Source organism: Halorubrum laminariae (assembly GCF_024494655.1).
GTDB lineage: Archaea > Halobacteriota > Halobacteria > Halobacteriales > Haloferacaceae > Halorubrum > Halorubrum laminariae.
The window spans coordinates 75,532-96,309 of the sequence record NZ_JANHDL010000005.1; the positions used below are offsets into that span (position 1 = coordinate 75,532).

Here is a 20,778-nt window from a genome sequence, read left to right on the forward strand (position 1 = left end):
CGACCGAGGTGGCTTTTTATCTCTCCCCGCGAATCGTCGCTCATGTCCGAACGCACGCGCCGCGACTGGCTCCGCGCCGCCGGCGGCGTCGGTCTCGCCGGACTCGCCGGATGTAGCACTCTCCGAGACGGCTCCTCGTCCGACGGCGACGACTCTGCGGACGGAAGCGACGCGCCGGACGACGCGATCGACCTCTCGGCGCGACCGGAGTCGCCGGACGGGCTCACGACGCAGTTCCGGAACGGGCTGCGGAACTCGGGGGCAACCGACGAGACGGTCCCCGAAAGCGTCGAGGTCGAGTGGGCCGTTCCGACGAACCGCGGCGACCACACCGCCTCGAAGGGGAGTCCGATACAGGCACCGAACGGCGCGATCCTCATCGCCGACGACACGGGACGGATCCAATCGCTTTCACCGGACGGCGAGACGAACTGGTCCACGTCGATATCGGACGACGACCGCGGCAGCCACGGGACGCCCGCCGTCGCCGAGGGGACGGCGTACGTGGGCAGCTACGACGGGGTCGTCTCCGCGGTGTCCGTCGAGAGCGGCGAGATCGACTGGCAGACCACGGTCGGCGGCTCCGCCGCCGCCAGCCCGACCTACTACGAGGGGGAGCTGTACGTCGCCGTCGAGCATCCGACGCCGAGCGGGAGCGTGGTCGTGATGGACGCCGAGAGCGGCGAGATCGAGTGGCGAAACCGGCGTCCGACCGACCACCCGCACTCGACGGTCGCGATCGACGTCGACCGCGATCGGTTCCTGTTCGGCTCGAACGACGGCTACTGTTACGCGTGGTCGCTGTCGGACCGCGAGCGCGCGTGGCGATACGATACCGGCGGCGACTCGAAGGCCCCGATAGCGATCAGCCGCGGGATCGCCGTCGTCCCGTCGTGGGCGGAGACGGTCACGGCGGTCGACGTCGAAGACGGCTCGCGGGTCTGGGAGTTCGAGACCGACGACATGGTCATGTGCGCGCCAGCGGTCCGCGACGACACGGTGTACGTCGGCAGCCACGACGGGAACTGCTACGCGATCGATCTGGCGACTGGCGAGGAGCTGTGGGCGACCCCAACGGACGGCTGGATCACCGGTAGCGCGGTCGCGACGACCGACCACGTGCTCGTCGGCTCGTACGACGCGAACCTCTACGCGCTCGATCGGGAGGACGGGTCTGTCACGTGGTCGGTCGAGGGGCGCGGCGACGTGACGAGCGCGCCGCTCGTCACCGACGACGCGATATACTACGCGGAGCGCGCGCCGGAAGACCCGGACGAGGCGGGGATGTGCTACAAGCTGGTCGGCGTCTAGGGGGCTGGAGGTAGATCAAAACGACACGAACGTCCACCCGAAACGGAGGGTCCGAAACGGTTTTGCCGGCCCCTGACGGACGGTCGATATGCCAACGGATCCCGACACAGGATACGACCCGTCGCTGGGTCGGAAGTTCGTGTTCGTCACCGGCGGCGTCATGTCCGGACTGGGAAAGGGAATCACCGCCGCCAGCACCGGACGACTGCTGGCGAACGCGGGCTTCGATGTCACCGCGGTGAAGGTGGACCCCTATCTCAACGTCGACGCCGGGACGATGAATCCCTACGAGCACGGCGAGGTATACGTGCTCAAGGACGGCGGCGAGGTCGACCTCGATTTAGGCAACTACGAGCGCTTCCTCGGCACCGACATGACGTTCGACCACAACGTCACCACGGGGAAGACCTACCAGCACGTCATCGAGCGCGAGCGCGCCGGCGACTACCTCGGCAAGACCGTCCAGATCATCCCGCACGTTACCGACGACATCAAGCGGCGCATCCGCGAGGCCGCCGAGGGGAGCGATGTCTGCCTGATCGAGATCGGTGGCACCGTCGGTGACATCGAGTCGATGCCCTTCTTGGAGGCGCTCCGCCAGTTCGCCCACGAGGAGGACGACGAAGATATTCTCTTCACGCACGTCACGCTCGTCCCCTATTCGAAGAACGGCGAGCAGAAGACGAAGCCGACTCAGCACTCGGTGAAGGAGCTTCGCTCGATCGGGCTCCAGCCGGACATCCTCGTCGGGCGCTGTGAGGACCGACTCGACCCGGAGACCAAAGAGAAGATCGCCCTGTTCTGTGACGTTCCCACGGACGCCGTCTTCTCGAACCCGGATGTCGAGGACATCTATCACGTCCCGCTGATGGTCGAAGACGAGGGGTTAGACGAGTACGTGATGGAGCGGCTCGGCATCGCCGACGAGGCGCTCCCGAAGGCCGAACGGTCGACGGAATGGCGAGAGCTCGTCACCCGCGACCGCGACCGCGAGATCGACGTGGCGCTCGTGGGCAAGTACGCCCTCGAAGACGCGTACATGTCCATCCACGAGGCGCTGAAACACGCCGGAATCCAGACGGAGACCGAAGTGAACGTGCTGTGGGTCGACGCCGACGAGACCCGCGCGGAACACGAACAGCGGCTCGCCTCCGCCGACGCGGTCGTCGTCCCCGGCGGCTTCGGATCCAGAGGTACCGACGGGAAGATCGAGGCGGTCCGGTACGCCCGCGAGAACGACGTGCCCTTCCTCGGGCTGTGTTTGGGCTTCCAGATGGCGGTCGTCGAGCACGCGCGACACGTGCTCGGCTTGGAGGGCGCTCACTCCGCCGAGATCGACTCCGACACGCCCCACCCCGTCATCGATCTCCTCCCCGAGCAGTACGAGACCGAGGACATGGGCGGAACGATGCGGCTCGGCGCACACGAGACCGATATCGAACCGGACACGCTCGCGGCGCGGGTGTACGGCTCCGATTCCTGTACCGAGCGCCACCGTCACCGCTACGAGGTGAACCCCGAGTACATCGACGAGCTGGAGGACGACGGACTCACCTTCTCCGGTCGCGCGGACAACCGGATGGAGATCCTCGAACGCCCGGACCATCCGTTCTTCTTCGGAACCCAAGCGCACCCCGAGTTCCGGTCGCGGCCGGACCGCGCGAGCCCGCCGTTCGTCGCTCTCGTCGAGGCCGCGCTGGAATCGACGGACACAACCGAGCGGAACGCGGACGTGAGGCTATAGATGGTCGAGACGGACGAGTTCATCGCGGAGGCGAAAGCGGAGATACGGGAGGCGATCGGCGACGCGAACGCCGTGATCGCCCTGTCGGGAGGCGTCGACTCCTCGGTCGCAGCGACGCTCGCGTACGAGGCGGTTGGCGACCAGCTCACCCCGGTGTACGTCGACACGGGACTGATGCGAAAGGGCGAGACCGCGGAAATTCAGGAGACCTTCGACTTCATGGAGTCGCTGCGAGTCATCGAGGCCCAAGAGCGCTTCTTCGACCGACTGGCGGGCGTCACCGACCCGGAGGAGAAACGCCATGTCATCGGCGAGGGCTTCATCGACGAGTTCGAGACGGTCGCGCGCGATGTCGACGCGGACTACCTCGTGCAGGGGACGATCTACCCGGACCGCATCGAGTCGGAGGGAAACATCAAGTCACACCACAACGTCGGCGGGCTCCCCGAAGTCGTCGACTTCGAGGGGATCGTCGAGCCCGTGCGCGACCTCTACAAGGACGAGGTGCGTGAGGTCGCTCGCGCGCTCGGCCTTGAAGAGATTATCTCCGAGAGGATGCCGTTCCCCGGCCCGGGTCTCGCCGTCCGGATCGTTGGCGAGGTCACCCCCGAGAAGGCGGCGGTCGCCCGCGAGGCGACGCACGTCGTCGAAGAGGAACTGGAAGAGTACGACCCGTGGCAGGCGTTCGCCGCGGTCCTCGGAAAGGCGACCGGCGTCAAGGGCGACAACCGCGTCCACGGCTGGGTCGTCGCCGTGCGCTCGGTCGAGAGCCGCGACGGGATGACCGCGCGCGCCCAGGAGATCGACTGGAGCACGCTCCAGCGGATCCAGAGCCGGATCACGGGCGAGAACGAAGAGGTTGCACGCGTCGTCTACGACGTGACGCACAAACCGCCCGCGACGATCGAGTACGAGTGATGGCGGAGATTCCCACTCGAACCGACGGCGGAAGCGACGAGACCACTATCGCCGTCGTTGCCGGTCCGGACGAGCACGGCCTCGGCGACGAACTGGCGGCGCTCGGCGTGACGGTCCGCCGGATCGAGGGGCTCGTCACCGCCGAAACGCTTCGCGACGCCGGCATCGACGAGGCCACGTACGTCGTCTTGACCGACGTCGAGGAGGCGACCGGGATTCCGATCGCGAAGGAGATCAACCCCGACGCCCTCGCCGTGACGTATGCGGAGCGGTCGCTGCCGGAGTTCGTCGCGGGCGTCGCCGACCTCGCGATCGATCCGGCGCTGATGGGTCCGGAGATGGTCGCCGAAGAACTGACCGGTACCGGGACCGAGAACGACTCGTAGCCCCCGTTCGCTATCGTCCGTTCGCCCGCGCGCCGCTTACTCTCCGTCCGCGTCCGCGAGAAACTCCACGTCGCCGGCGATCACGGCGCTCGCTATCACCGCCACGCCGACCAGCAACGCGACGACGCTCGTCGTCAGCGCCACCGAAAGTCCGCTCCCGCCGACGGCGACGCCCACGAACGCGCCGACGGCACCGCCGACACCACCAGCGATGACCGCGAGCGTCTGCGCCTCGCTCATAGCTGTCGGTTTAGCAACATCCAATATAAGCGTTCGCCTCGGGTTCTCTCGGGTGATAACCGGCAGTTGCATCCGACCGAGTAGGAATCGACGGCCGCATCCGACCGACCGAGTAGCCGCTCAGTGCGGGTACGTCCGGCCGATGTCGAGATTACTGTCGCCGTCCGCTCCCGCGTTGTCGCCACCTTCCACCTCCGCGTTCCCGTCGGGGCTCACGCTCCCGGTCCGGTAGCCGGCCATGTCGAGGGTGACGTACTCGAAGCCCACGTCGGTGAGATGCTCGTGGACGGCCTCGGCGAAGGCGGGGTCGAGCGCTCGATCCAGTTCGTCCGGCGCGATCTCGACGCGCGCGAGCCCGTCGTGGTCGCGCACGCGGAACCCCTCGAATCCCCACTCGCGGAGCACCCGTTCGGCCTTCTCGACGCGGGTCAGCCGCTCTTCGGTCACCTCAAGCCCAGTCGGGATCCGCGAGGAGAGACACGCCATCGATGGCTTGTCCGCCACCGACAGACCGTAGGCGTCGGCGATCGCGCGCACTTCGTCCTTCGCGATCCCGGCGTCCAAGAGGGGGGAAAACACGTCGAGTTCCTCGACCGCCCGCAGGCCCGGCCGGTGTCCCTCGCCCGGGTCGTCCGCGTTGGTGCCGTCACAGACGGTGTCGATCCCCAGTTCTCTGGCGGTCTCGTACATCCGCCCGAGCCGCATCGTTCGGCAGTGGTAACACCGGTCATCGTCGTTGGCGACGAAGTTCGGGTCATCGAGTTCGGAGAACGTGGCCGTCTCGTGGGTGATTCCGATTTCCGTGGCGACTCGCTCTGCGTCTTCCAGTTCCGCGGCCGGCAGCGTCTCGCTACGGGCGGTACAGGCGACGGCGTCGTCGCCGAGGGCCTCGTGCGCGAGCGCCGCGACCACGGCGGAGTCGACGCCGCCGGAGAAGGCGATGAGGACGCCGTCCCGCTCGGCAAGCGCGTCGCGGGCGGCCGCCGCCTTCGCCGCCGTCTCCGGCGCGAGGGCGTCGCCGTCGACGGCGAGGGGCTGGTGGTTCATGGCCCTGGGTTCGCGGTCGGCGGGAAAAAACGCGTCGGCCGCGGAGACAGAGTCCACACCCGTCCGACCCGTACGCTTTAGACCGTTGCCGCGATATCCGCGAGTAGATGGAGTTGGAGGCGATTCCCGGCGTCGGCGCGAAGACGGCGGCGGCGCTGTCGGAACTGGACGACCCCGTCGCGACCGTCGAGTCCGGCGACGTGGCGGCCATCGCCCGTGCGCCGGGCGTCAACGAGGCCCGCGCGGCGCGGATCGCCCGCGGCGCGATTCGACGACGACACGACGACGCGGGGCGCGTGCTCGCGACCGACCGCGCCCGCGAGGTGTACCGGGAGGCGATCGACCTGCTCCGCGAGCGCACGGTTACCGACTACGCCGCGAAGCGGCTGGAGACGTTCTACCCGAGTGCGTCGGCCTCGCGAATCGCAGAGGCGCAGTCGGCCGCGGCCGACGCGACGACCCGCGAGCCCGACCCCGAGGTCCGCGACGCCCTCGCGGGTGTCGAGCCCCTCGACGACCCGCCGACCGTCCGCGTCCGCGACCGATGCCTCGCGACCGCCGATGCCGAGATGTTCGCCCGCGCCGAACGCGCAGTCCCCGAACTCTCGGTCGAAACGGTCGAGGACGCCCGCGACATCTCCGAGCTCGGTCGGTCGTACGCGACCGTGATCGTGATCGACGAGGCGTTCGCCGGGCTCGACGTCGACGGCGACGTGAAGGTCCGACCGGACGCGCTGGAGACGCCAGCGGAGACGGTCCCGGAGCGGCTGCTCGCCTTCTTCGCGACGAACCGCGAGCGACTGGAGGCGGCCGCGGCGGTCCACGAGGCTGCCGCGGTGGCGGGCGACCCGGTCGCGCCGGACGGCCCCGCCGCCGACCTCGACCACCTCCGAGACGCGCTCGCGCGGCTCGACGACGACGGCACGATCGTCGGCGACGACGAACTGGCGCGCCTGACCGACGCCGTCGACGACCTCGACGCCGCGGTGTCGACGGCGGCGTCGGTCGCGGACGATCGACTTCGCGAGGCGATCCGCGAACGCGACGTGACGATCGAGGGAACCGACTTCCTCTCCTTAGTCGAACAGGGCGCGCGCGTCGACTCGCTCTTAGACCGCGAACTGGCCGACGAGTACGACGAGGCGATCGCTGCCGCCCGCGAGCACCTTGCGGACGCCCTTCGGCTGGAACCCGAGGAGGCCGAACTCGCCGAGCCGATCTTCGACGGCGACCCGTCGTTTCCGGTCGACCACGACGAGGCGGCGGTCTCGCGGCTCCGGACCGAACTCGCCGCCGCCCGCGACCGGCGATCAGCCCGCCTAAAAGCCGACCTCGCGAGCGACCTCGGCGACCTCAGAGAGCCGGTCGAGGCGCTGGTGCGCGACGCGCTTGAACTCGACGTGGAACTCGCGATCTCGCGGTTCGCGCGCGACTTCGACTGCACGATGCCCGAAGTCGTCGATCCAGACGCAGACGCCGATCCGGGCGAGTCGATCGGTGCCGGCGGGGACGGGACGATCGATTCGGGGTTCCGGATCGAGGGCGGTCGCTCGCCGCTTCTCGACGTTGCGTTCGACGACGCTGAGCCGATCGACTACGCCGTCTCGGGCGCGACGCTCCTGTCGGGCGTCAACTCCGGCGGGAAGACCTCCACCCTAGACTTAGTCGCGCTCGTCGTCGTGCTCGCACAGATGGGGCTGCCCGTCCCCGCCGAGTCGGCGACCGTCGAGCGGTTCGAGGAGATCCACTACTACGCCAAATCGCAAGGCACCCTCGACGCCGGCGCGTTCGAAGCCACCCTCCGAGACTTCGGCGACCTCGTCGAGGGCGCGGACGGTCGGCTGGTCTTGGTCGACGAACTGGAGTCGATCACGGAGCCGGGCGCGTCCGCGAAGATCATCGCGGGCATCTTGGAAGCACTCGATGACCAAGACGCGACCGCGGTGTTCGTCTCGCACTTGGCACGCGAGATACGCGACGCCGCCGACTTCGCGGTCGCTGTCGACGGAATCGAGGCGGCCGGGCTCGTCGACGGCGAACTCCGGGTGAACCGCTCGCCGAAGAAGGGACATCTGGCACGCTCGACGCCGGAACTCATCGTCGAGAAGCTCGCCGACGACCGCGGCGGCGAGTTCTACGACGACCTCTTGGAGAAGTTCTGAGCAACGTTCCGGGCGGCGGTTTGGTAGTGGTTGTCGACGCTTCGCGGCGCGGTAAGCGATCCTTCGTGCTTCCTACGCGGTCGTCGGGGCCGAGTCCGTCGCGTCGTCCGCGGCGCGGTCGCCGTCGGTCGGCTCGCCGAACGCGTAGACCGTGTTGTGCCCGGTCACGGTCACGTCGAGCACGTCGCCAACTTCGACGCCGCGTTCCGCCGCGTTCTGCACGATGATCTGCCGGTAGGCGCTGTCGCGGCACTTCACGGAGTCGCCGGTGCCCTCCTCGACGACGAGTACCTGGAACTCGTCGCCGACCATCGATTCGTACGCTTCGCCGACGACCGTCATCTTCAGCTCTGACATCGCCTTCGATCGCTCCTTTTTGACCGTGCCGCCGAGCCCCTTCATGTCCGCGGCGTCGGTGCCGGGACGCTTCGAGAAGCGGGTGACGTTGATCTTCTCAGGACGGACCTCCGCGAGCAGATCCATCGAGCGCACGTGGTCGGCGTCGTCCTCGGTCGGGAAGCCGACGATGAAGTCGGTCGAGAGGGTCCAGTGCTCGAGCCGGTCGTCGAACGCCGCGACGACCTCGCGGAACTTGTCGACGCGGTGTTGGCGGCGCATGTCTTCGAGCACGTCGTCGGAACCGGACTGGACGGGCGCGTGGATGAAATTGTAAAGCTTCGGGTTGGCGGCGAACACGTCGGCGAGCTCCTCGTGAATCCCGTGGATCCCGCCGGGGTTCGCCATCCCGAGCCGGACGCGGAACTCGCCGTCGATGTCGCAGATGCGATCGAGCAGCTCCGGGAGCTTCCGGTCGCCCGTGTCCCAGCCGTAGACACCCGTGTCCTGTCCCGTCACGCGGATCTCCTTCGCGCCGGCGTGGACCAGCGCTCGGGCCTTTTCGACGTTCTCCTCGACGGGCGGGGAGTCGACGCGGCCGGTGGCGAACTTCGTGATGCAGTACGAGCAGTTGCTCATACAGCCCCGCGCGATGGGGAGAATGCCGACGACGCCGTCCAAGACGGGCTCTGCGTCCGGCGTGGTCGTCGGGCACTCGCCGTTGAGCGCGTACGTCGGAACCTCGTCCCAGTGGAGAATCTCGGCGTCGATCCCGGCCTCCGCGAACAGATCGCCCTGCGCGAGCGCCATACAGCCGGTGACGACGAGATCAGCGGTCTCCTCGGCCAGCTCTTCGGCGCGCCGCAGCATGTTCCGCTCCGTCTTCTCGACGACCGTGCAGGTGTTGAGGATGGCGACATCGGCGTCTTCGGGGCGCTCGGCCGGGCGGTGGCCGCCGTCGCGGAGCGCCCGCTCGATCTCCCGGCTCTCGCCTCGGTTCGAGCTACAGCCGTAGGTTTCGATGTGATACGTCGCCATCGAGTAAGCGCACTACCGGGTCCGCGGGCAAAAACGCGACGGATCGGTGGCAGTTCGCGTTAGTCCTCGGCGACCGCGGTCGCCATCTGTGCCTCCGCGTCGGGATCGCGGGCAGAGCCCGGATCGCTCGCGTCGTCCGCATCGACCGCCTCGTACACCGATCGGCGGGCGTCAGTGGGGCAGAATCCCTCCTCGACGAGGCCGACCTCGGTCAGCTTCTCCACCGCGAAACGGACCGTCCGCGTGGAGAGGCGGGTCTCCTCGGCGAGTCCGGTCTGGTCGAAACGGCCCTCGGCTTCGAGGACGTAGTAGACGAGCTTGGCGCTCGGCGGAAGCGGTGAGAGCAGTTCGCGGGTACCTTCGTCCATGTACGCACACACGGTCGAGTCGGCCATAACCGTGGTCCGGGTGTGCGCGGAGTCCACACGTCCACGTCCAATTTATATAGGTGACACGCGACTGCGTCGCTCCGAGCGGTCACCACGCCGTCCGACCCCGATCCGCGTCCGAAATTGAAGTTCGGTCACGTCTCCGTCCGGAACTCGAAGCGCGCGCCCGACGCATCCTCGTCGATCGCGAACTCCCACCCGTGGGCCGCCGATATCTCGCGCACGATAGCGAGCCCGAATCCGGTTCCACCGGAGTCGTCGGACGTTCCGTACTCGACTGCCGCCTCCGGATCGATGTCGAAGCCGGTGCCGTCGTCCACAACGTAGAACCCGTCAGACAGCGACCCCACGGCGACGGTGAGGGGCTCGGGCCGCTCCGACGAGTCGCTCCCCACGGGCGCGTCAGAGTCGTCGTCTTCACTGCCCGGACGACCGTGTTCGACGCTGTTCGTAAACAGGTTCTCGAAGAGCGTCCGGAGCCGCTCCGGGTCGGCGTCGACGACGAAGTTGTCGTCGCGCACGTCGAGCGTCGCCGCCTCGGTGTCGACGGTTCGCCACGCGCGCTCTGCGGCCGGGGGTACCGGAACAGGCTCCGGATCGTCGACGGTCCGCCCCTGCCGCGCCAACGCGAGGAGGTCGTCGATGAGTTCTTCCATGCGGTCGTGGGCGTCTGCGACCTTGTCGAGGTCGGCGAGGGCGTCGGCGTCATCGATGTGATCCCGAGCGAGTTCGGCGCGTCCGGCGGCGACGTTGAGCGGGTTCCGGAGGTCGTGCGAGACGAGGCCGGCGAACTTCTCTAGGCGCTCCACCTCTCGTTTCAGCTCGTCGTCGCGCTCCCTGAGCTGTCTCGTCCGCTCGGCGCGGTCGAGCGCGACCGTGACGTTCGCCCCTAACACGCGCGCCAGCTGAGTCGCCGTGTCGTCGAAAAATCCGGGCTCGTCGGAGCCGAGCGGCATCACCCCGTGCTCGCCAAGCGGAACGACCAATATGCTCCGGAGGTCGCCGTACTCGACGACCGTCTCGGTCGCGTCGAGGTCGTCGACGGCGATCGGTTCGCCCCGCTCAAACGCCTCCCAGATGATCCCGTCGCCCGGACCGTACGCGGGCCGGTCGCCGAGCGCCGCCGTCGCCTCCTCGCTGAGCGCTGTCGGCGACAGGACGTTGCGGTTCTCGTCGTACAGCCTGACGCCGCTGCTCGGGAACTCGAGGATGTCGATCGCCGCGCGCGTGGCGATTTTCGCGATCGCCTCGCAGTCGTCACCCCGGAACATCGTTCGGGTCGTCTCGTGGAGCCGCCGGAGGATCCGCTCGACACGCTTCTGTTCGCCGATATCGGCGTACACGGAGTAGACGACCGTTTCAGCCGGACACTCGACGGGGATCACATGCAGGATGAAATCCCGAAGCCCCTCGGTGGTGTGCCGCTGTACCTCGATGCGCGACGGGGTCGCGCCGTCCGTGGGTGCGAGATCGGCCCGGGCGTCGTCGTCCGGGGTGATCCCGTCGCGGACCGCTCGGCCGCTGTCCTCGCTCGCCGAGTAGCCGAACGTCGCTTCGAACGCGTCGTTCGTGGCTTCGAGCCGCCGACCGTCGCCGTCTCGTTCCGCCGTCCGCGCCGCCGGTAGCGGAAGGTCGTCGAAGAGCGCGCTCAGCCGATCGCGCTCGCTCCGAAGCTGGTTTTCCGTCTCGATCTGCCCGATGGCGTCTTCGGCGTGTGCGGCCACCAGTTCGGCGAACTCCACGTCGCGCGCGTCGAAGGCGTCGCCGCCGGCCGCGATCGCGTGAAACACGCCCTCGGAACCGATCGGAACCCGGAGCACCGATCGCCCCTCGTCGTCCGTCGGCGTCGCGACACCCTCGGCGTCAGCCGTCCGAGCGGCCTCGTCGAGGGGAAACGCGTCCACCTCGTCGACGCTGACGTGCGCCGAACGGGCGGCGGGAACGAGCGTACCTCCTCGGCGACGGGCCGCGACGCAGCGGTCGAAGTCGAGGATTTCTTCGGCCGCGTCGACCACGCGGTCGAATACCTCGTCCGTCACGTGGACCGACGCGAGGTCACTCGCAAAACCGTGTATCGCCGTGATCTTCGCGTTCACCTCCCGGAGGTCCCGCTCGGCGCGGCGGCGGTCAAGCGCGTTTTCGACGCTGTTCGCGAGCACCTCGTACCGGTCGCGTCCGATCCCCTTCTGGAGGTAGTCGGTGACGCCAGCGGAGATCGCCTCGCTCGCGATCTCCTCTGACCCCCGTCCGGTGAACAGCACGAACGGGAGCCCGGGGTCGACCGACCGGACGGCCTCAAGCAGTTCAAGCCCGTCCAACCCCGGCATGTTGTAGTCGCTGACAACGCAGTCGACGGGCTCCTCACGCACGACGGCGAGCGCGTCCGTCGGATCCGTGCGGATGACCGTCTCGACGCCGTCGACGAGGCGTTCGACGTGGGTGGCCGCGAGGTCTGCTGCACCCGGCTCGTCGTCGACGAAGAGGATCCGGTTCGGGGGGCCGTCTCGGGCCGGCGCGCTCCCGGACTCGTCGCTCGATCCGTCGCGGATGTCGTCGGGTCCGGGGTCCATAGTACCCGCTGACGCTACGCGCTGTTTTATTTTTCGCCCCGGAGACCAGATCTGAGAATCGGTGAGGAAACGAGCGCGGTCGCGTCGAAAGGCCTCTACAGGAAGTCTTCGACGTGGTCGGCGACTTCTTCGGGAGTGTCGCCGACGGGAACGCCCGCGTCGTTGAGCGCGTCGATCTTCGACTGGGCCGTGCCCGTGCCGGAGCCGGAGACGATGGCACCCGCATGGCCCATCCGCTTGCCCGGCGGTGCCGTGCGGCCGGCGATGAAGCCGGTGACCGGCGTGTCCATGTTCTCGCCGATGAACTTCGCGGCCTGCTCTTCGTCCTCGCCGCCGATCTCACCGCACATCACGACCGCGTCGGTGGCGGAGTCGGCCTCGAACGCCTCTAAGGCGTCGATGAAAGAGGTGCCGATGATCGGGTCGCCGCCGATGCCGATCGCGGTCGATTGGCCGAGTCCGCGCTCAGTGAGGTTGTCGACGACTTGGTAGGTGAGGGTCCCGGAACGGGAGACGAGGCCGACGCGGCCCTCGGAGAAGATGTTGCCGGGGAGGATGCCGAGCTTCGCCTCGCCGGGCGTGATGATGCCCGGACAGTTCGGGCCGATGAGGCGGGTGTCGGTCTCCGTCAGGCGCTTGTTCACCTTCGCCATGTCCTGCGTCGGAATTCCCTCCGTGATCGCGACCGCCAGATCGAGGTCGGTGTCGAGCGACTCGAAGATCGCGTCGGCGGCGAACGCCGGCGGCACGAAGATGACGGAGGCGTCCGCGTCCTCGGCCTCGACGGCCTCGTCCACGGTATCGTAGACGGGGACGCCGTCGACCTCCTGACCGCCTTTACCCGGCACCGCGCCGGCGACGACGTTGGTGCCGTACTCGATCATCTGGCCGGCGTGGAACTTCCCTTCCCCGCCGGTGATACCCTGCACGACCACTCTGGTGTCGTCGTCGACAAAAATGCTCACGCGAACCACCCCGTGGTGAGCGTGAGGTTATCGTTCGTGAACGAGCGACCGTCGGGAGCGAGTGAACGTACGATAGAACTCATTGGGCCACCTCCTCCGCGTTCTTCACGGCACGCTGAACCGCGTCCTCAAGCGTCTCCTCGACCTCGACGAGGTCCGTATTCAGGATCTCCATCCCCTCCGCGGCGTTCGTGCCGGCGAGCCGAACGACCACCTTCTTCGGGATCTCGTCGAACTGTTCGAGGGCCTCGTTTATCCCCTTGGCGACCTCGTCGCCCCGGGTGATCCCGCCGAAGATGTTGAACACGACGGCGTCGACGTTGTCGTCGGAGAAGACCATATCGAGCGCCTGCGTGACGCGCTCGGCCTTCGCGCCGCCGCCGATGTCGAGGAAGTTGGCGGGAGAGCCGCCGTAGTAGTCGACCAGATCGAGCGTCGTCATCACGAGTCCGGCCCCGTTGCCGATGATGCCGACGTTTCCGGAGAGTCGGACGTAGTCGAAGCCGTACTCGCCTGCCTTCCGCTCTAAGTCGTCCTCGTAGGACTCCTCGGCGAGCTCGGCCAACTCGGGCTGGCGGAACAGCGCGTCCTCGTCGATGTTCATCACGGCGTCGGCCGCGACCACGTCGCGGTCACCCGTTATCATCACGGGATTGACCTCGATCTCGGAGGCGTCGTTCTCCTCGTACAGGTCGTACAGCGTCGAGAGGATCGACGCCACGTCGAGCGCCACGTCGCCGTCGACGCCCGCCTCGTAGACGACCTTTCGGGCCTGATACGGGTGGAGACCGAACGAGGGGTCGACGTGCTCGCGGGCGATCGCGTCGGGGTTCTCCTCAGCGACCTCCTCGATGTTCACGCCGCCCTCCGTCGACACCATCAGGACGGGCTTCCCCTCGCCGCGGTCCATGGTGACGCCGACGTACAGCTCGTCGACGAAGTCGACGCCGGCCTCGACGAGGACCGAGTCGACGGTGTATCCCTTGAGGTCCATCCCGAGGATCTCGTCGGCGTACTGTTCGGCCTCCTCGCGGTCGGTCGCGATCTTGATCCCGCCCGCCTTCCCGCGGCCGCCGACGTGGACCTGCGCCTTGATCGCGGCCGGATAGCCGATCTCGTCGACGGCGTCGAGCGCCTCGTCGACGGTCGTCGCGAGCCGGGAGTCCGGCACCGGGATCCCGGCGTCCGCGAAGATAGTCTTCGCTTGATGTTCGTGAAGTTTCATCCGTGTGGGATCGGTACCGACGGCGGCTTAAATGGTTCCGATCCGGCTCGAACGAGCGGCTCGCGCCGCAGCTCGGCAAGCGGCCTCAAACGGGGAAAGAGGTATACAGGACGCTCTGCCTCCGATCGTATGGGAACGGAACGAGGCGGAGACCCGCCGGGGCCGTCGGGTCTCCCGGTGGTGGGTAACATCTATCAGTTCGCGTCCGATCCACTGTCGTTCTACGAGGAAACGGCGCGCGGGTACGGACCGGTCGCACGGTACGAACTCGGTGGGACAGAGTTCTATCAGGTGAGCGATCCCGAACTCGTCGAACAGGTGCTGGTCCACGAGAACGACAAATTCCGCAAAGGGGAAGAGTATCGACGGATTCTCAGCCCCGTCATCGGCAACGGGCTGTTGATCAGCGAAGGCGAGTTCTGGCGACGGCAGCGTCACCGGATGGAACCGGCCTTCCATCCCGACGCACTCGCGGAGTACGCGTCGGTGATGGTCGACTACACCCGCCGGTTGCTGTCGGACTGGCGCGACGATACGGTCCGAGACATCCACGCGGACATGATGCGACTCACCGTCGAGATCGTCGCCGAGACCCTGTTCGACGCCGACATCCGGGAGTACGAGGTTGACATCGCCGACGCGCTCGAAGCGGTGATGGACCGCTCGGAGAAGCGGCTCAAACGGCCGATCGAGGTTCCCGACGTCATCCCGACGCCCGGCAACCGTCGGTACAAGCGCGCCCGCGAGGCGCTGTACGCGATCGCGGACGAGATCGTCGCGGCGCACGACGCCGACGGAGACGGTGTGGTCTCGCGGCTGTTGCAGGCGAAATCGCACGCGGAGGATCTCGACGACGAACAGATACGAGACGAGGTGGTGACGCTGCTTTTGGCGGGCCACGAGACGACCGCGCTCGCGCTAACCTACACCCTCTACCTGCTGGCGACGAACCCGGCGCAGGCGGAGAAACTGCGAGCGGAACTCGACGAGACGCTGAACGGGGCCCCGCCGTCGAACGATCTCGTCGACGATCTATCGTATACGAAACGGACGGTACGAGAGGGAATGCGCGTGTATCCGCCGGTACAGAGCGTGATACGGGAGCCCACGGAGTCGGTCGAACTCGGCGGCTACGAGTGCTCCGCGGGGACCGTGGTCACCATCCAACAGTGGGTACTTCACGGGCGTGAGTGCCGCCCGCGGGCAGTTATACAGCGAGTGGTCACCATCCAACAGTGGGTACTTCACCGTGACCCCCGGTTCTACGAGCGTCCAGAAGCGTTCCGTCCGGAGCGGTGGAGCGATGAGTTTCGCGAGTCGCTCCCGCGGTTCGCGTACTTCCCGTTCGGCGGCGGCCCGCGGCGCTGTATCGGCGAGAACTTCGCCAAGCTGGAAGCGCGGCTGGTCCTAGCCACGATCGCACGCGACTGGGAGTTCGACGCCGTGACCGACGAGCTGTCGCTGTCGCCGTCGATCACGCTCCGCCCGGACGGGCCGGTGAAACTGCGCGTCAGGCGGCGGTGACCACGACGCGAACCGTCCGCTCAGCGGTCGCCGCCCTCAGTCGTCGCCGAGGATGACGCGGTGGGTCATCGCTTCGGGGTCGAGCACGTCGTCCGCTTCTTCCTCCGTGAGGTATCCGGCTTCGACGGCCGCCTCGCGGACGCTTTTCCCCTCTTTGAGCGCCGTTTTCGCGACCTGGCTCGCCTTGTCGTAGCCGATCGCGGGGTTGAGCGCGGTCGCGAGCGCCATCGACTGTTCGACGCGCGTCTCGCAGTGCTGTTCGTTGGCCTCCAGCTTCGCGACGAAGCGCTCGCCGAACGTGGCCGCGACGTTCGAGAGGATCTCGGCCGATTCGAGGAAGTTGTGCGCGATGACGGGCTTGTAGATGTTTAAGTCGATCTCGCCGCGGGCCGCGCCCGCCGAGACCGCGGCGTCGTTTCCGACCACCTGCTTGTGGACCTGGTTGACCGACTCGGCGACGACCGGGTTGATCTTGCCGGGCATGATAGAGGAGCCGGGCTGGTTCTCCGGCTGTTCGATCTCGCCGAGCCCGTTTCGCGGCCCCGACGCGAGCAGCCGTAGGTCGTTCGCCATCTTGTTCAGGCTCCCCGCGATCGTGCGGAGCGCGCCGTGTGCCTCCGCCATCGCGTCGTGGGCCGCCTGCGCCTCGAAGTGGTTCTCGGCCTCGCGGAACGTCGTCCCCGTCTCCTCGGAGATGTACTCCGCGGCGAGGCCCGGGAACTCGGGGTGGGTGTTGAGTCCGGTGCCGACCGCGGTGCCGCCGAGCGCGAGCTCGCGGAGGTTCGACTGGACGGTCTCGGCGCGCTCGATCCCCTTCGCGACCTGCGTGCGGTAGCCGCCGAACTCCTGGCCGAGCCGGATCGGCGTCGCGTCCTGCAGGTGGGTGCGCCCGGTCTTGACGACGTCGTCGAACTCGGTCTCTTTGGTCTCCAGTTCGGCGTGGAGGATTTCGAGCGCGGGCACGAGATCCTTCTCGACGGCTTCGAGGGCGGCGACGTGCATCGCGGTCGGAATCACGTCGTTACTCGACTGGCCGTAGTTGACGTGGTCGTTCGGGTGGACGACGCGGTCGCCGATCTCCGCGCCGGCGATCTCGGCGGCGCGGTTGGCGATCACCTCGTTGGCGTTCATGTTCGAGGAGGTGCCCGAGCCGGTCTGGAACACGTCGACCGGGAACTGGTCGTCGTGCTCGCCGGCGATCACCTCGTCGGCGGCGGTGACGATCGCCTCCGCGGTGTCCTCGTCCAGCAGGCCGAGGTCGCGGTTCGCCTGCGCGGCCGCCTTCTTCACCACACCGAGTCCGCGGATGAACCGGCGGCTCATCGGAATTCCCGAGATCGGGAAGTTCTCCACGGCTCGTTGGGTCTGTGCGCCCCAGTAGGCGTCCGCCGGAACCTGCATCTCGCCGAGACTGTCCTCCTCAGTGCGGTAGTCTTCGCCCATGCGTGCGGCTTCCCGCGAAACGCCGTAAAAGCTACTGAACGCAGCCAGCACCGTCGAATCGTGGTATCAAGAGTCACGTCAATCGGTACCGAATTGCATACATCCGGAGAGCGTCCAGCTCACCCTTCCCCGCTTTTGAGAGCGAACGCGAGCGATACGAGCGCTCCGTTGATCCCGAACAGCCCGGAGACAAGCAACCCCAACGGCGGTTCCTCGCCCGGATTGGCGATGAGAAGTCCGAAAGACCCCACGCCGATCGCGGCCAGCCCGACCGTCAGGACGGCGTCTGCCCACTGGTTCCACGCGTCGTCGAGCGCGGGTTCGAGACGCGCCAACGGCCAGTCGGGATCGGATTCGGAATCCCCGCGGTCGTTGCGGTCCGTCCACGCGTCGTCGGTCCGCTCACTGAGCCGCGGGTCGCCGGAGGCGGGCGACCCGCCGCGGCCGAGCAGCTCCCGGAGCGCCGGTCGGCCGCCCGCCCCGAGGAGCGCACCAGTCCCGACGGCCAGGAGCCCGAGGAGGATCGGAAGAGACGTGACGCGGGCGTGGAGCGCGAAGAAGAGCGCGACGAACGCGAGTAGCGAGACGGCGGCGAGCGTTCCGCGGAGGGCGCGGCGGAGAGTGGAGAGCATGACTGGAGCGGGTGCTGGGGTCAGCGAGGCGGTCGGCGGAGGGAGCGAGGCGATCGGCGGAGGGGAGCGATCCTCGACCGACTCAGGCCTCGTCGACAGGGAGTAGCCCCGCCTTCCGGAGTTCGGCGTCGAGCGTTCCGTCGCCGTGTTCGGCGTACGCGGCGGGCGTGTACGTCTTGATCTCGAGAGCGTGAACCGACTTCGTCATGTGGTCGCCGACGGCGTCGTACACGCGCTGGTGCTGATCGACGAGCGACTCCCCCTCGAATGCTGGCGAGACGACGAGCGCGGCGAAGTGCGCGTCCTCGTCGTCGTCGTCGTGGATCCGCGGATTCGTCACGCGCGCGACGGCGTCAGCGATGTTCGCTTCGATGAGGTCTGCGACCTCGGCCGGATCGATGGTCATGGTCCGTGTCGGGTCTCGGCGGGCAAAAAGCGACCGCATGGGTCCGAGCCGCCGGTCAGCCCGTCGCCCAGTCAAAGATGTCGCGCTGACGGTCGAGGAACGTTCCGAGGTGATCGCTCTCGACGGGAATCACGGTCCCGTTCACCTCGTCGAGAAGCTCTCTGACTGGGCCGATCGGGGCGTTTTCGTCGTCGAAGCCGTGCCAGGCCCGCACGGTCAGTCCGTCTGACTCCCGGTCGATCGACACCTCGGCGAACAAGCGGGCTTCGCGGGCGACGGCGGACGCGCCCTGTCGGAGCGCCTCGCGGAAGTCGGCCGCGACGGCGTCGGCGACGGCCGGCGACACCGATCGGTCCGTGTACTGGTTCACCACCGCTTCGGCCCCGCGAAGGCGCGCCAGCGGCTTCGAGAGCCGGAACAGCAGCCGCACCGCGAACGGGATCGACGCGAGCCGGGCGAGGCCGGTCTCCGCCGGCGGGACCACCGTGCCGACCAGCCCGACCCGGTCGCCCGGCGTCGCGGCCGCGAGCGCGAACGGGCCGCCGCCGGAGAACCCGACATGCGGCACGCGCACGGGCGTTTCCGCCGCAATCTCCTCGGTCGCGAGCAGTTCCCGTACGTCGTCTCCCCAGTTGGCCATCGACCAACCGCGCGGCGGCGGCGACGACCGCCCGTATCCGGGGCGATCCGGCGCGACGAGACGCACGCCGGCCTCGGTCGCGGTCGAGTCACAGACGGCCGCAAACAGCCTTGAACCGGGGGTTCCGTGGTGGAGAACCAGCGGGGTGCCGGTCGGATCGCCGGCGAGAGCGTACGCGACCGTGCGACCGTCCGGAAGCGTGCACGCGCGCGTCGAAACGCCTGTCCGTTGCGTCGCGGGCGGTTCGCGTGGGGTCATACCATCCGTTGGTGCGTTCGTGCCGGCTATATGCTTCCATTTCTCGATCGCTCGAACCCCGGCTGGCAGTCCGGTCGACCGCTCCGAACGGGATTCCATCCTCCCCGTATTCGTCTACTCCACGCGCTCGAACACGAGCCCGTAGTGGTACGGAGGGAGGTCGATCTCTCGGACGAGCCGGAGGTCTGTCGCTGACTCGACGGCGGTTCGCGTCTCGTCCGGGCCGATCCGGAGGTCGGTCGGCGGTCCGCGGGGCTCGCCGCCGACCGTCGTCTCCGCCCGCGGCCAAGCGCGCCAGTTGACCACGACGAACCGACCGTCGGGCGCGAGCGCGTCGGCGACCGCCGCGAGGAAGGCGTCTCGCTCGTCGATCCCGTGGAACGCGTTCGCGAGCAGTGCGACATCGACCGGCTCGGGAAGGTGGGAATCGAGGTCTCTGGCGTCACCGCAGATCGGAACGACGGTCTCGATATCCTGTTTCTCCGCGAGCGCCGAGAGTTCGTCGAGCAACCCCGCGTCGACGTCGACGGCGTACACGGGTGCCGGGTCGACGATTCGCGCGGCGGGCAGTGCGAAGTAGCCGTTTCCACAGCCGATCTCGACCGTGCTGTCGCCCTGTTCAAGCCCAAGTCGCCGGAGCGTGTCACCCGGCGTCGGCCAGAGACGGCTCCACCAGTCCCAGTCCGGTTGTCCCGTGTTCTGGAAGCGGTCCATATCGGTAGATAGCGAGGATGACAGCCTTATCGGTTCCGGGGCAGAGACGGCGGCGACTGAGATCGGCTCACTCGCCGGTCGTGAGTCGACGCAGCCGCGGGAGCGCCTGCTCGTAGCCGAGCGCGACGACGCCGACGTACAGCGCGAGCAGCCCCATCGCGATTCCCCACGCGCCGAGCGCGAGGTCGCCGGCGGTGACCGCCGACAGTCCGAACCGTTCGAGGACGACACCGCCCGCGGCCGCCGCACCGGCACCCAGCGTGACGGCGACGAGTTCGGCGATCTCGACTGCGACGGCGGGTAATTCGACCATACCTGACCACGGCGACAACACGATATGACTCTTTTGGACCGACGGCATAACGAAGTCGAACCGGCTGGACGGAGAGAAGAGAACGGAGCGGCGCGCTGCAGGGCGGCAACGGTGTCCGACGGCGCAGCAACGGAGAGCGGCCCTTTTATTTCCGTGAACGCGTATCACCGCGTACGCATGAGCAACGGAGACGGCGACGGTCGGAACGACCTCCGGATGCCCGACGACGACGAGGTGTTCGCGGAGGTCGTCGAGATGCTCGGCGCGAACCGCGTCAGGGTCCGCTGTGCGGACGGCACGGAGCGGACCGCGCGCATCCCGGGGAGGATGCAAAAGCGCGTCTGGATCCGCGAGGACGACATCGTGCTCGTCGAGCCGTGGGACTGGCAGGATGAGAAGGCCGACATCTCGTGGCGCTACGAGAAAAGCGAGGCCGAACAGCTCCGCGAGGAAGGACACCTGCAGTGACGCCCTCGACAGCCTGAACGGGTCGGCCGCCTCGCCGCCGTGCCCCACT

At 67.9% G+C, this 20,778-nt stretch carries 20 protein-coding genes; 7 read left to right on the plus strand and 13 right to left on the minus strand.

Features of this window, described 5'->3' with window-relative positions; translation table 11 throughout:
- The first annotated feature begins 42 nt into the window (after window positions 1-42).
- The 4 genes from NO887_RS10445 to NO887_RS10460 all read left to right on the plus strand — a co-directional run bounded on the left by NO887_RS10445 (window position 43) and on the right by NO887_RS10460 (window position 4,359).
- Entirely contained in the window at window positions 43-1,311 is a 1,269-nt protein-coding gene (locus tag NO887_RS10445; protein WP_256418230.1) for an outer membrane protein assembly factor BamB family protein, read from the plus strand.
- A gap of 88 nt (window positions 1,312-1,399) precedes the next feature.
- The gene (pyrG, locus tag NO887_RS10450) at window positions 1,400-3,055 is read left to right on the plus strand and encodes a CTP synthase (RefSeq protein ID WP_256418231.1); all 1,656 of its coding nucleotides are present in this window, start codon (window positions 1,400-1,402) and stop codon (window positions 3,053-3,055) included.
- Entirely contained in the window at window positions 3,056-3,973 is a 918-nt protein-coding gene (gene guaA / locus NO887_RS10455) for a glutamine-hydrolyzing GMP synthase (RefSeq protein WP_256418232.1), read from the plus strand.
- Window positions 3,973-4,359, plus strand: a complete 387-nt coding sequence (locus NO887_RS10460; protein ID WP_256418233.1) for a DUF7126 family protein — start codon at window positions 3,973-3,975, stop codon at window positions 4,357-4,359. Before guaA ends, NO887_RS10460 begins: the two co-directional genes overlap by 1 nt.
- A gap of 36 nt (window positions 4,360-4,395) precedes the next feature.
- Here the strand turns inward: NO887_RS10460 and NO887_RS10465 are convergent, their stop codons facing one another.
- Window positions 4,396-4,599 (minus strand): hypothetical protein, encoded by a 204-nt coding sequence (locus NO887_RS10465; RefSeq protein WP_256418234.1) that lies wholly within the window; start codon window positions 4,597-4,599, stop codon window positions 4,396-4,398.
- A 120-nt stretch (window positions 4,600-4,719) separates the two neighbouring features.
- On the minus strand, window positions 4,720-5,646 hold the full coding sequence (gene larE, locus NO887_RS10470; RefSeq protein WP_256418235.1) for an ATP-dependent sacrificial sulfur transferase LarE: 927 nt from the start codon (window positions 5,644-5,646) through the stop codon (window positions 4,720-4,722).
- Between the two features lie 107 nt (window positions 5,647-5,753).
- On the opposite strand from larE, the gene NO887_RS10475 reads away from it, so the two are divergent.
- The gene (locus NO887_RS10475; RefSeq protein WP_256418236.1) at window positions 5,754-7,808 is read left to right on the plus strand and encodes a MutS-related protein; all 2,055 of its coding nucleotides are present in this window, start codon (window positions 5,754-5,756) and stop codon (window positions 7,806-7,808) included.
- 72 nt (window positions 7,809-7,880) lie between these two features.
- Here the strand turns inward: NO887_RS10475 and NO887_RS10480 are convergent, their stop codons facing one another.
- The 5 genes from NO887_RS10480 to sucC form a co-directional block, all read right to left on the minus strand.
- Window positions 7,881-9,182 (minus strand): tRNA (N(6)-L-threonylcarbamoyladenosine(37)-C(2))-methylthiotransferase, encoded by a 1,302-nt coding sequence (locus tag NO887_RS10480; protein ID WP_256418237.1) that lies wholly within the window; start codon window positions 9,180-9,182, stop codon window positions 7,881-7,883.
- 59 nt (window positions 9,183-9,241) lie between these two features.
- Entirely contained in the window at window positions 9,242-9,550 is a 309-nt protein-coding gene (locus tag NO887_RS10485) for a MarR family transcriptional regulator (protein ID WP_256418238.1), read from the minus strand.
- A gap of 155 nt (window positions 9,551-9,705) precedes the next feature.
- Complete coding sequence (locus tag NO887_RS10490; protein WP_256418239.1) at window positions 9,706-12,141, minus strand: response regulator; 2,436 nt, start codon at window positions 12,139-12,141, stop codon at window positions 9,706-9,708.
- 95 nt (window positions 12,142-12,236) lie between these two features.
- A complete protein-coding gene (gene sucD, locus NO887_RS10495; protein WP_256418240.1) occupies window positions 12,237-13,106 on the minus strand; it encodes a succinate--CoA ligase subunit alpha in 870 nt (289 codons plus the stop codon).
- A 79-nt stretch (window positions 13,107-13,185) separates the two neighbouring features.
- The gene (gene sucC, locus NO887_RS10500; protein WP_256418241.1) at window positions 13,186-14,331 is read right to left on the minus strand and encodes an ADP-forming succinate--CoA ligase subunit beta; all 1,146 of its coding nucleotides are present in this window, start codon (window positions 14,329-14,331) and stop codon (window positions 13,186-13,188) included.
- A 129-nt stretch (window positions 14,332-14,460) separates the two neighbouring features.
- Between sucC and NO887_RS10505 the strand changes: the two genes are divergently transcribed.
- Complete coding sequence (locus NO887_RS10505; protein ID WP_256418242.1) at window positions 14,461-15,855, plus strand: cytochrome P450; 1,395 nt, start codon at window positions 14,461-14,463, stop codon at window positions 15,853-15,855.
- 36 nt (window positions 15,856-15,891) lie between these two features.
- On the opposite strand, the gene NO887_RS10510 is transcribed toward NO887_RS10505, so the two are convergent.
- The 6 genes from NO887_RS10510 to NO887_RS10535 all read right to left on the minus strand — a co-directional run bounded on the left by NO887_RS10510 (window position 15,892) and on the right by NO887_RS10535 (window position 20,261).
- A complete protein-coding gene (locus NO887_RS10510) occupies window positions 15,892-17,298 on the minus strand; it encodes a class II fumarate hydratase (protein ID WP_256418243.1) in 1,407 nt (468 codons plus the stop codon).
- 119 nt (window positions 17,299-17,417) lie between these two features.
- Window positions 17,418-17,930, minus strand: coding sequence for a hypothetical protein (locus NO887_RS10515; protein WP_256418244.1), 513 nt, complete (start codon window positions 17,928-17,930; stop codon window positions 17,418-17,420).
- Window positions 17,931-18,012: 82 nt separating this feature from the next.
- Window positions 18,013-18,336 carry a BolA family protein gene (locus NO887_RS10520; protein ID WP_256418245.1) on the minus strand — a complete coding sequence of 108 codons (324 nt, stop codon included), beginning with the start codon at window positions 18,334-18,336 and terminating at the stop codon, window positions 18,013-18,015.
- A 55-nt stretch (window positions 18,337-18,391) separates the two neighbouring features.
- On the minus strand, window positions 18,392-19,234 hold the full coding sequence (locus NO887_RS10525; RefSeq protein ID WP_256418246.1) for an alpha/beta fold hydrolase: 843 nt from the start codon (window positions 19,232-19,234) through the stop codon (window positions 18,392-18,394).
- Window positions 19,235-19,348: 114 nt separating this feature from the next.
- Window positions 19,349-19,948, minus strand: a complete 600-nt coding sequence (locus NO887_RS10530) for a class I SAM-dependent methyltransferase (protein ID WP_256418247.1) — start codon at window positions 19,946-19,948, stop codon at window positions 19,349-19,351.
- 67 nt (window positions 19,949-20,015) lie between these two features.
- Complete coding sequence (locus NO887_RS10535; RefSeq protein ID WP_256418248.1) at window positions 20,016-20,261, minus strand: DUF8151 family protein; 246 nt, start codon at window positions 20,259-20,261, stop codon at window positions 20,016-20,018.
- Window positions 20,262-20,438: 177 nt separating this feature from the next.
- Here NO887_RS10535 and eif1A point away from each other — a divergent pair, with 177 nt between their 5' ends.
- Window positions 20,439-20,729: a translation initiation factor eIF-1A gene (gene eif1A, locus NO887_RS10540; protein ID WP_256418249.1), complete on the plus strand. Its 291-nt coding sequence runs from the start codon at window positions 20,439-20,441 to the stop codon at window positions 20,727-20,729.
- Window positions 20,730-20,778 lie beyond the last annotated feature (49 nt).

Bases quoted from the DNA above. Each gene is read 5' to 3' on its own strand.
- NO887_RS10445 (WP_256418230.1), top strand. From the start codon at position 43: ATGTCCGAACGCACGCGCCGCGACTGGCTCCGCGCCGCCGGCGGCGTC.
- larE (WP_256418235.1), bottom strand. From the start codon at position 5,646: ATGAACCACCAGCCCCTCGCCGTCGACGGCGACGCCCTCGCGCCGGAG.
- NO887_RS10460 (WP_256418233.1), top strand. From the start codon at position 3,973: ATGGCGGAGATTCCCACTCGAACCGACGGCGGAAGCGACGAGACCACT.
- sucC (WP_256418241.1), bottom strand. From the start codon at position 14,331: ATGAAACTTCACGAACATCAAGCGAAGACTATCTTCGCGGACGCCGGG.
- eif1A (WP_256418249.1), top strand. From the start codon at position 20,439: ATGAGCAACGGAGACGGCGACGGTCGGAACGACCTCCGGATGCCCGAC.
- NO887_RS10490 (WP_256418239.1), bottom strand. From the start codon at position 12,141: ATGGACCCCGGACCCGACGACATCCGCGACGGATCGAGCGACGAGTCC.
- NO887_RS10475 (WP_256418236.1), top strand. From the start codon at position 5,754: ATGGAGTTGGAGGCGATTCCCGGCGTCGGCGCGAAGACGGCGGCGGCG.
- NO887_RS10480 (WP_256418237.1), bottom strand. From the start codon at position 9,182: ATGGCGACGTATCACATCGAAACCTACGGCTGTAGCTCGAACCGAGGC.
- NO887_RS10515 (WP_256418244.1), bottom strand. From the start codon at position 17,930: ATGCTCTCCACTCTCCGCCGCGCCCTCCGCGGAACGCTCGCCGCCGTC.
- NO887_RS10525 (WP_256418246.1), bottom strand. From the start codon at position 19,234: ATGACCCCACGCGAACCGCCCGCGACGCAACGGACAGGCGTTTCGACG.
- NO887_RS10520 (WP_256418245.1), bottom strand. From the start codon at position 18,336: ATGACCATCGATCCGGCCGAGGTCGCAGACCTCATCGAAGCGAACATC.
- NO887_RS10485 (WP_256418238.1), bottom strand. From the start codon at position 9,550: ATGGACGAAGGTACCCGCGAACTGCTCTCACCGCTTCCGCCGAGCGCC.
- NO887_RS10465 (WP_256418234.1), bottom strand. From the start codon at position 4,599: ATGAGCGAGGCGCAGACGCTCGCGGTCATCGCTGGTGGTGTCGGCGGT.
- NO887_RS10505 (WP_256418242.1), top strand. From the start codon at position 14,461: ATGGGAACGGAACGAGGCGGAGACCCGCCGGGGCCGTCGGGTCTCCCG.
- NO887_RS10535 (WP_256418248.1), bottom strand. From the start codon at position 20,261: ATGGTCGAATTACCCGCCGTCGCAGTCGAGATCGCCGAACTCGTCGCC.
- NO887_RS10530 (WP_256418247.1), bottom strand. From the start codon at position 19,948: ATGGACCGCTTCCAGAACACGGGACAACCGGACTGGGACTGGTGGAGC.
- pyrG (WP_256418231.1), top strand. From the start codon at position 1,400: ATGCCAACGGATCCCGACACAGGATACGACCCGTCGCTGGGTCGGAAG.
- guaA (WP_256418232.1), top strand. From the start codon at position 3,056: ATGGTCGAGACGGACGAGTTCATCGCGGAGGCGAAAGCGGAGATACGG.
- NO887_RS10510 (WP_256418243.1), bottom strand. From the start codon at position 17,298: ATGGGCGAAGACTACCGCACTGAGGAGGACAGTCTCGGCGAGATGCAG.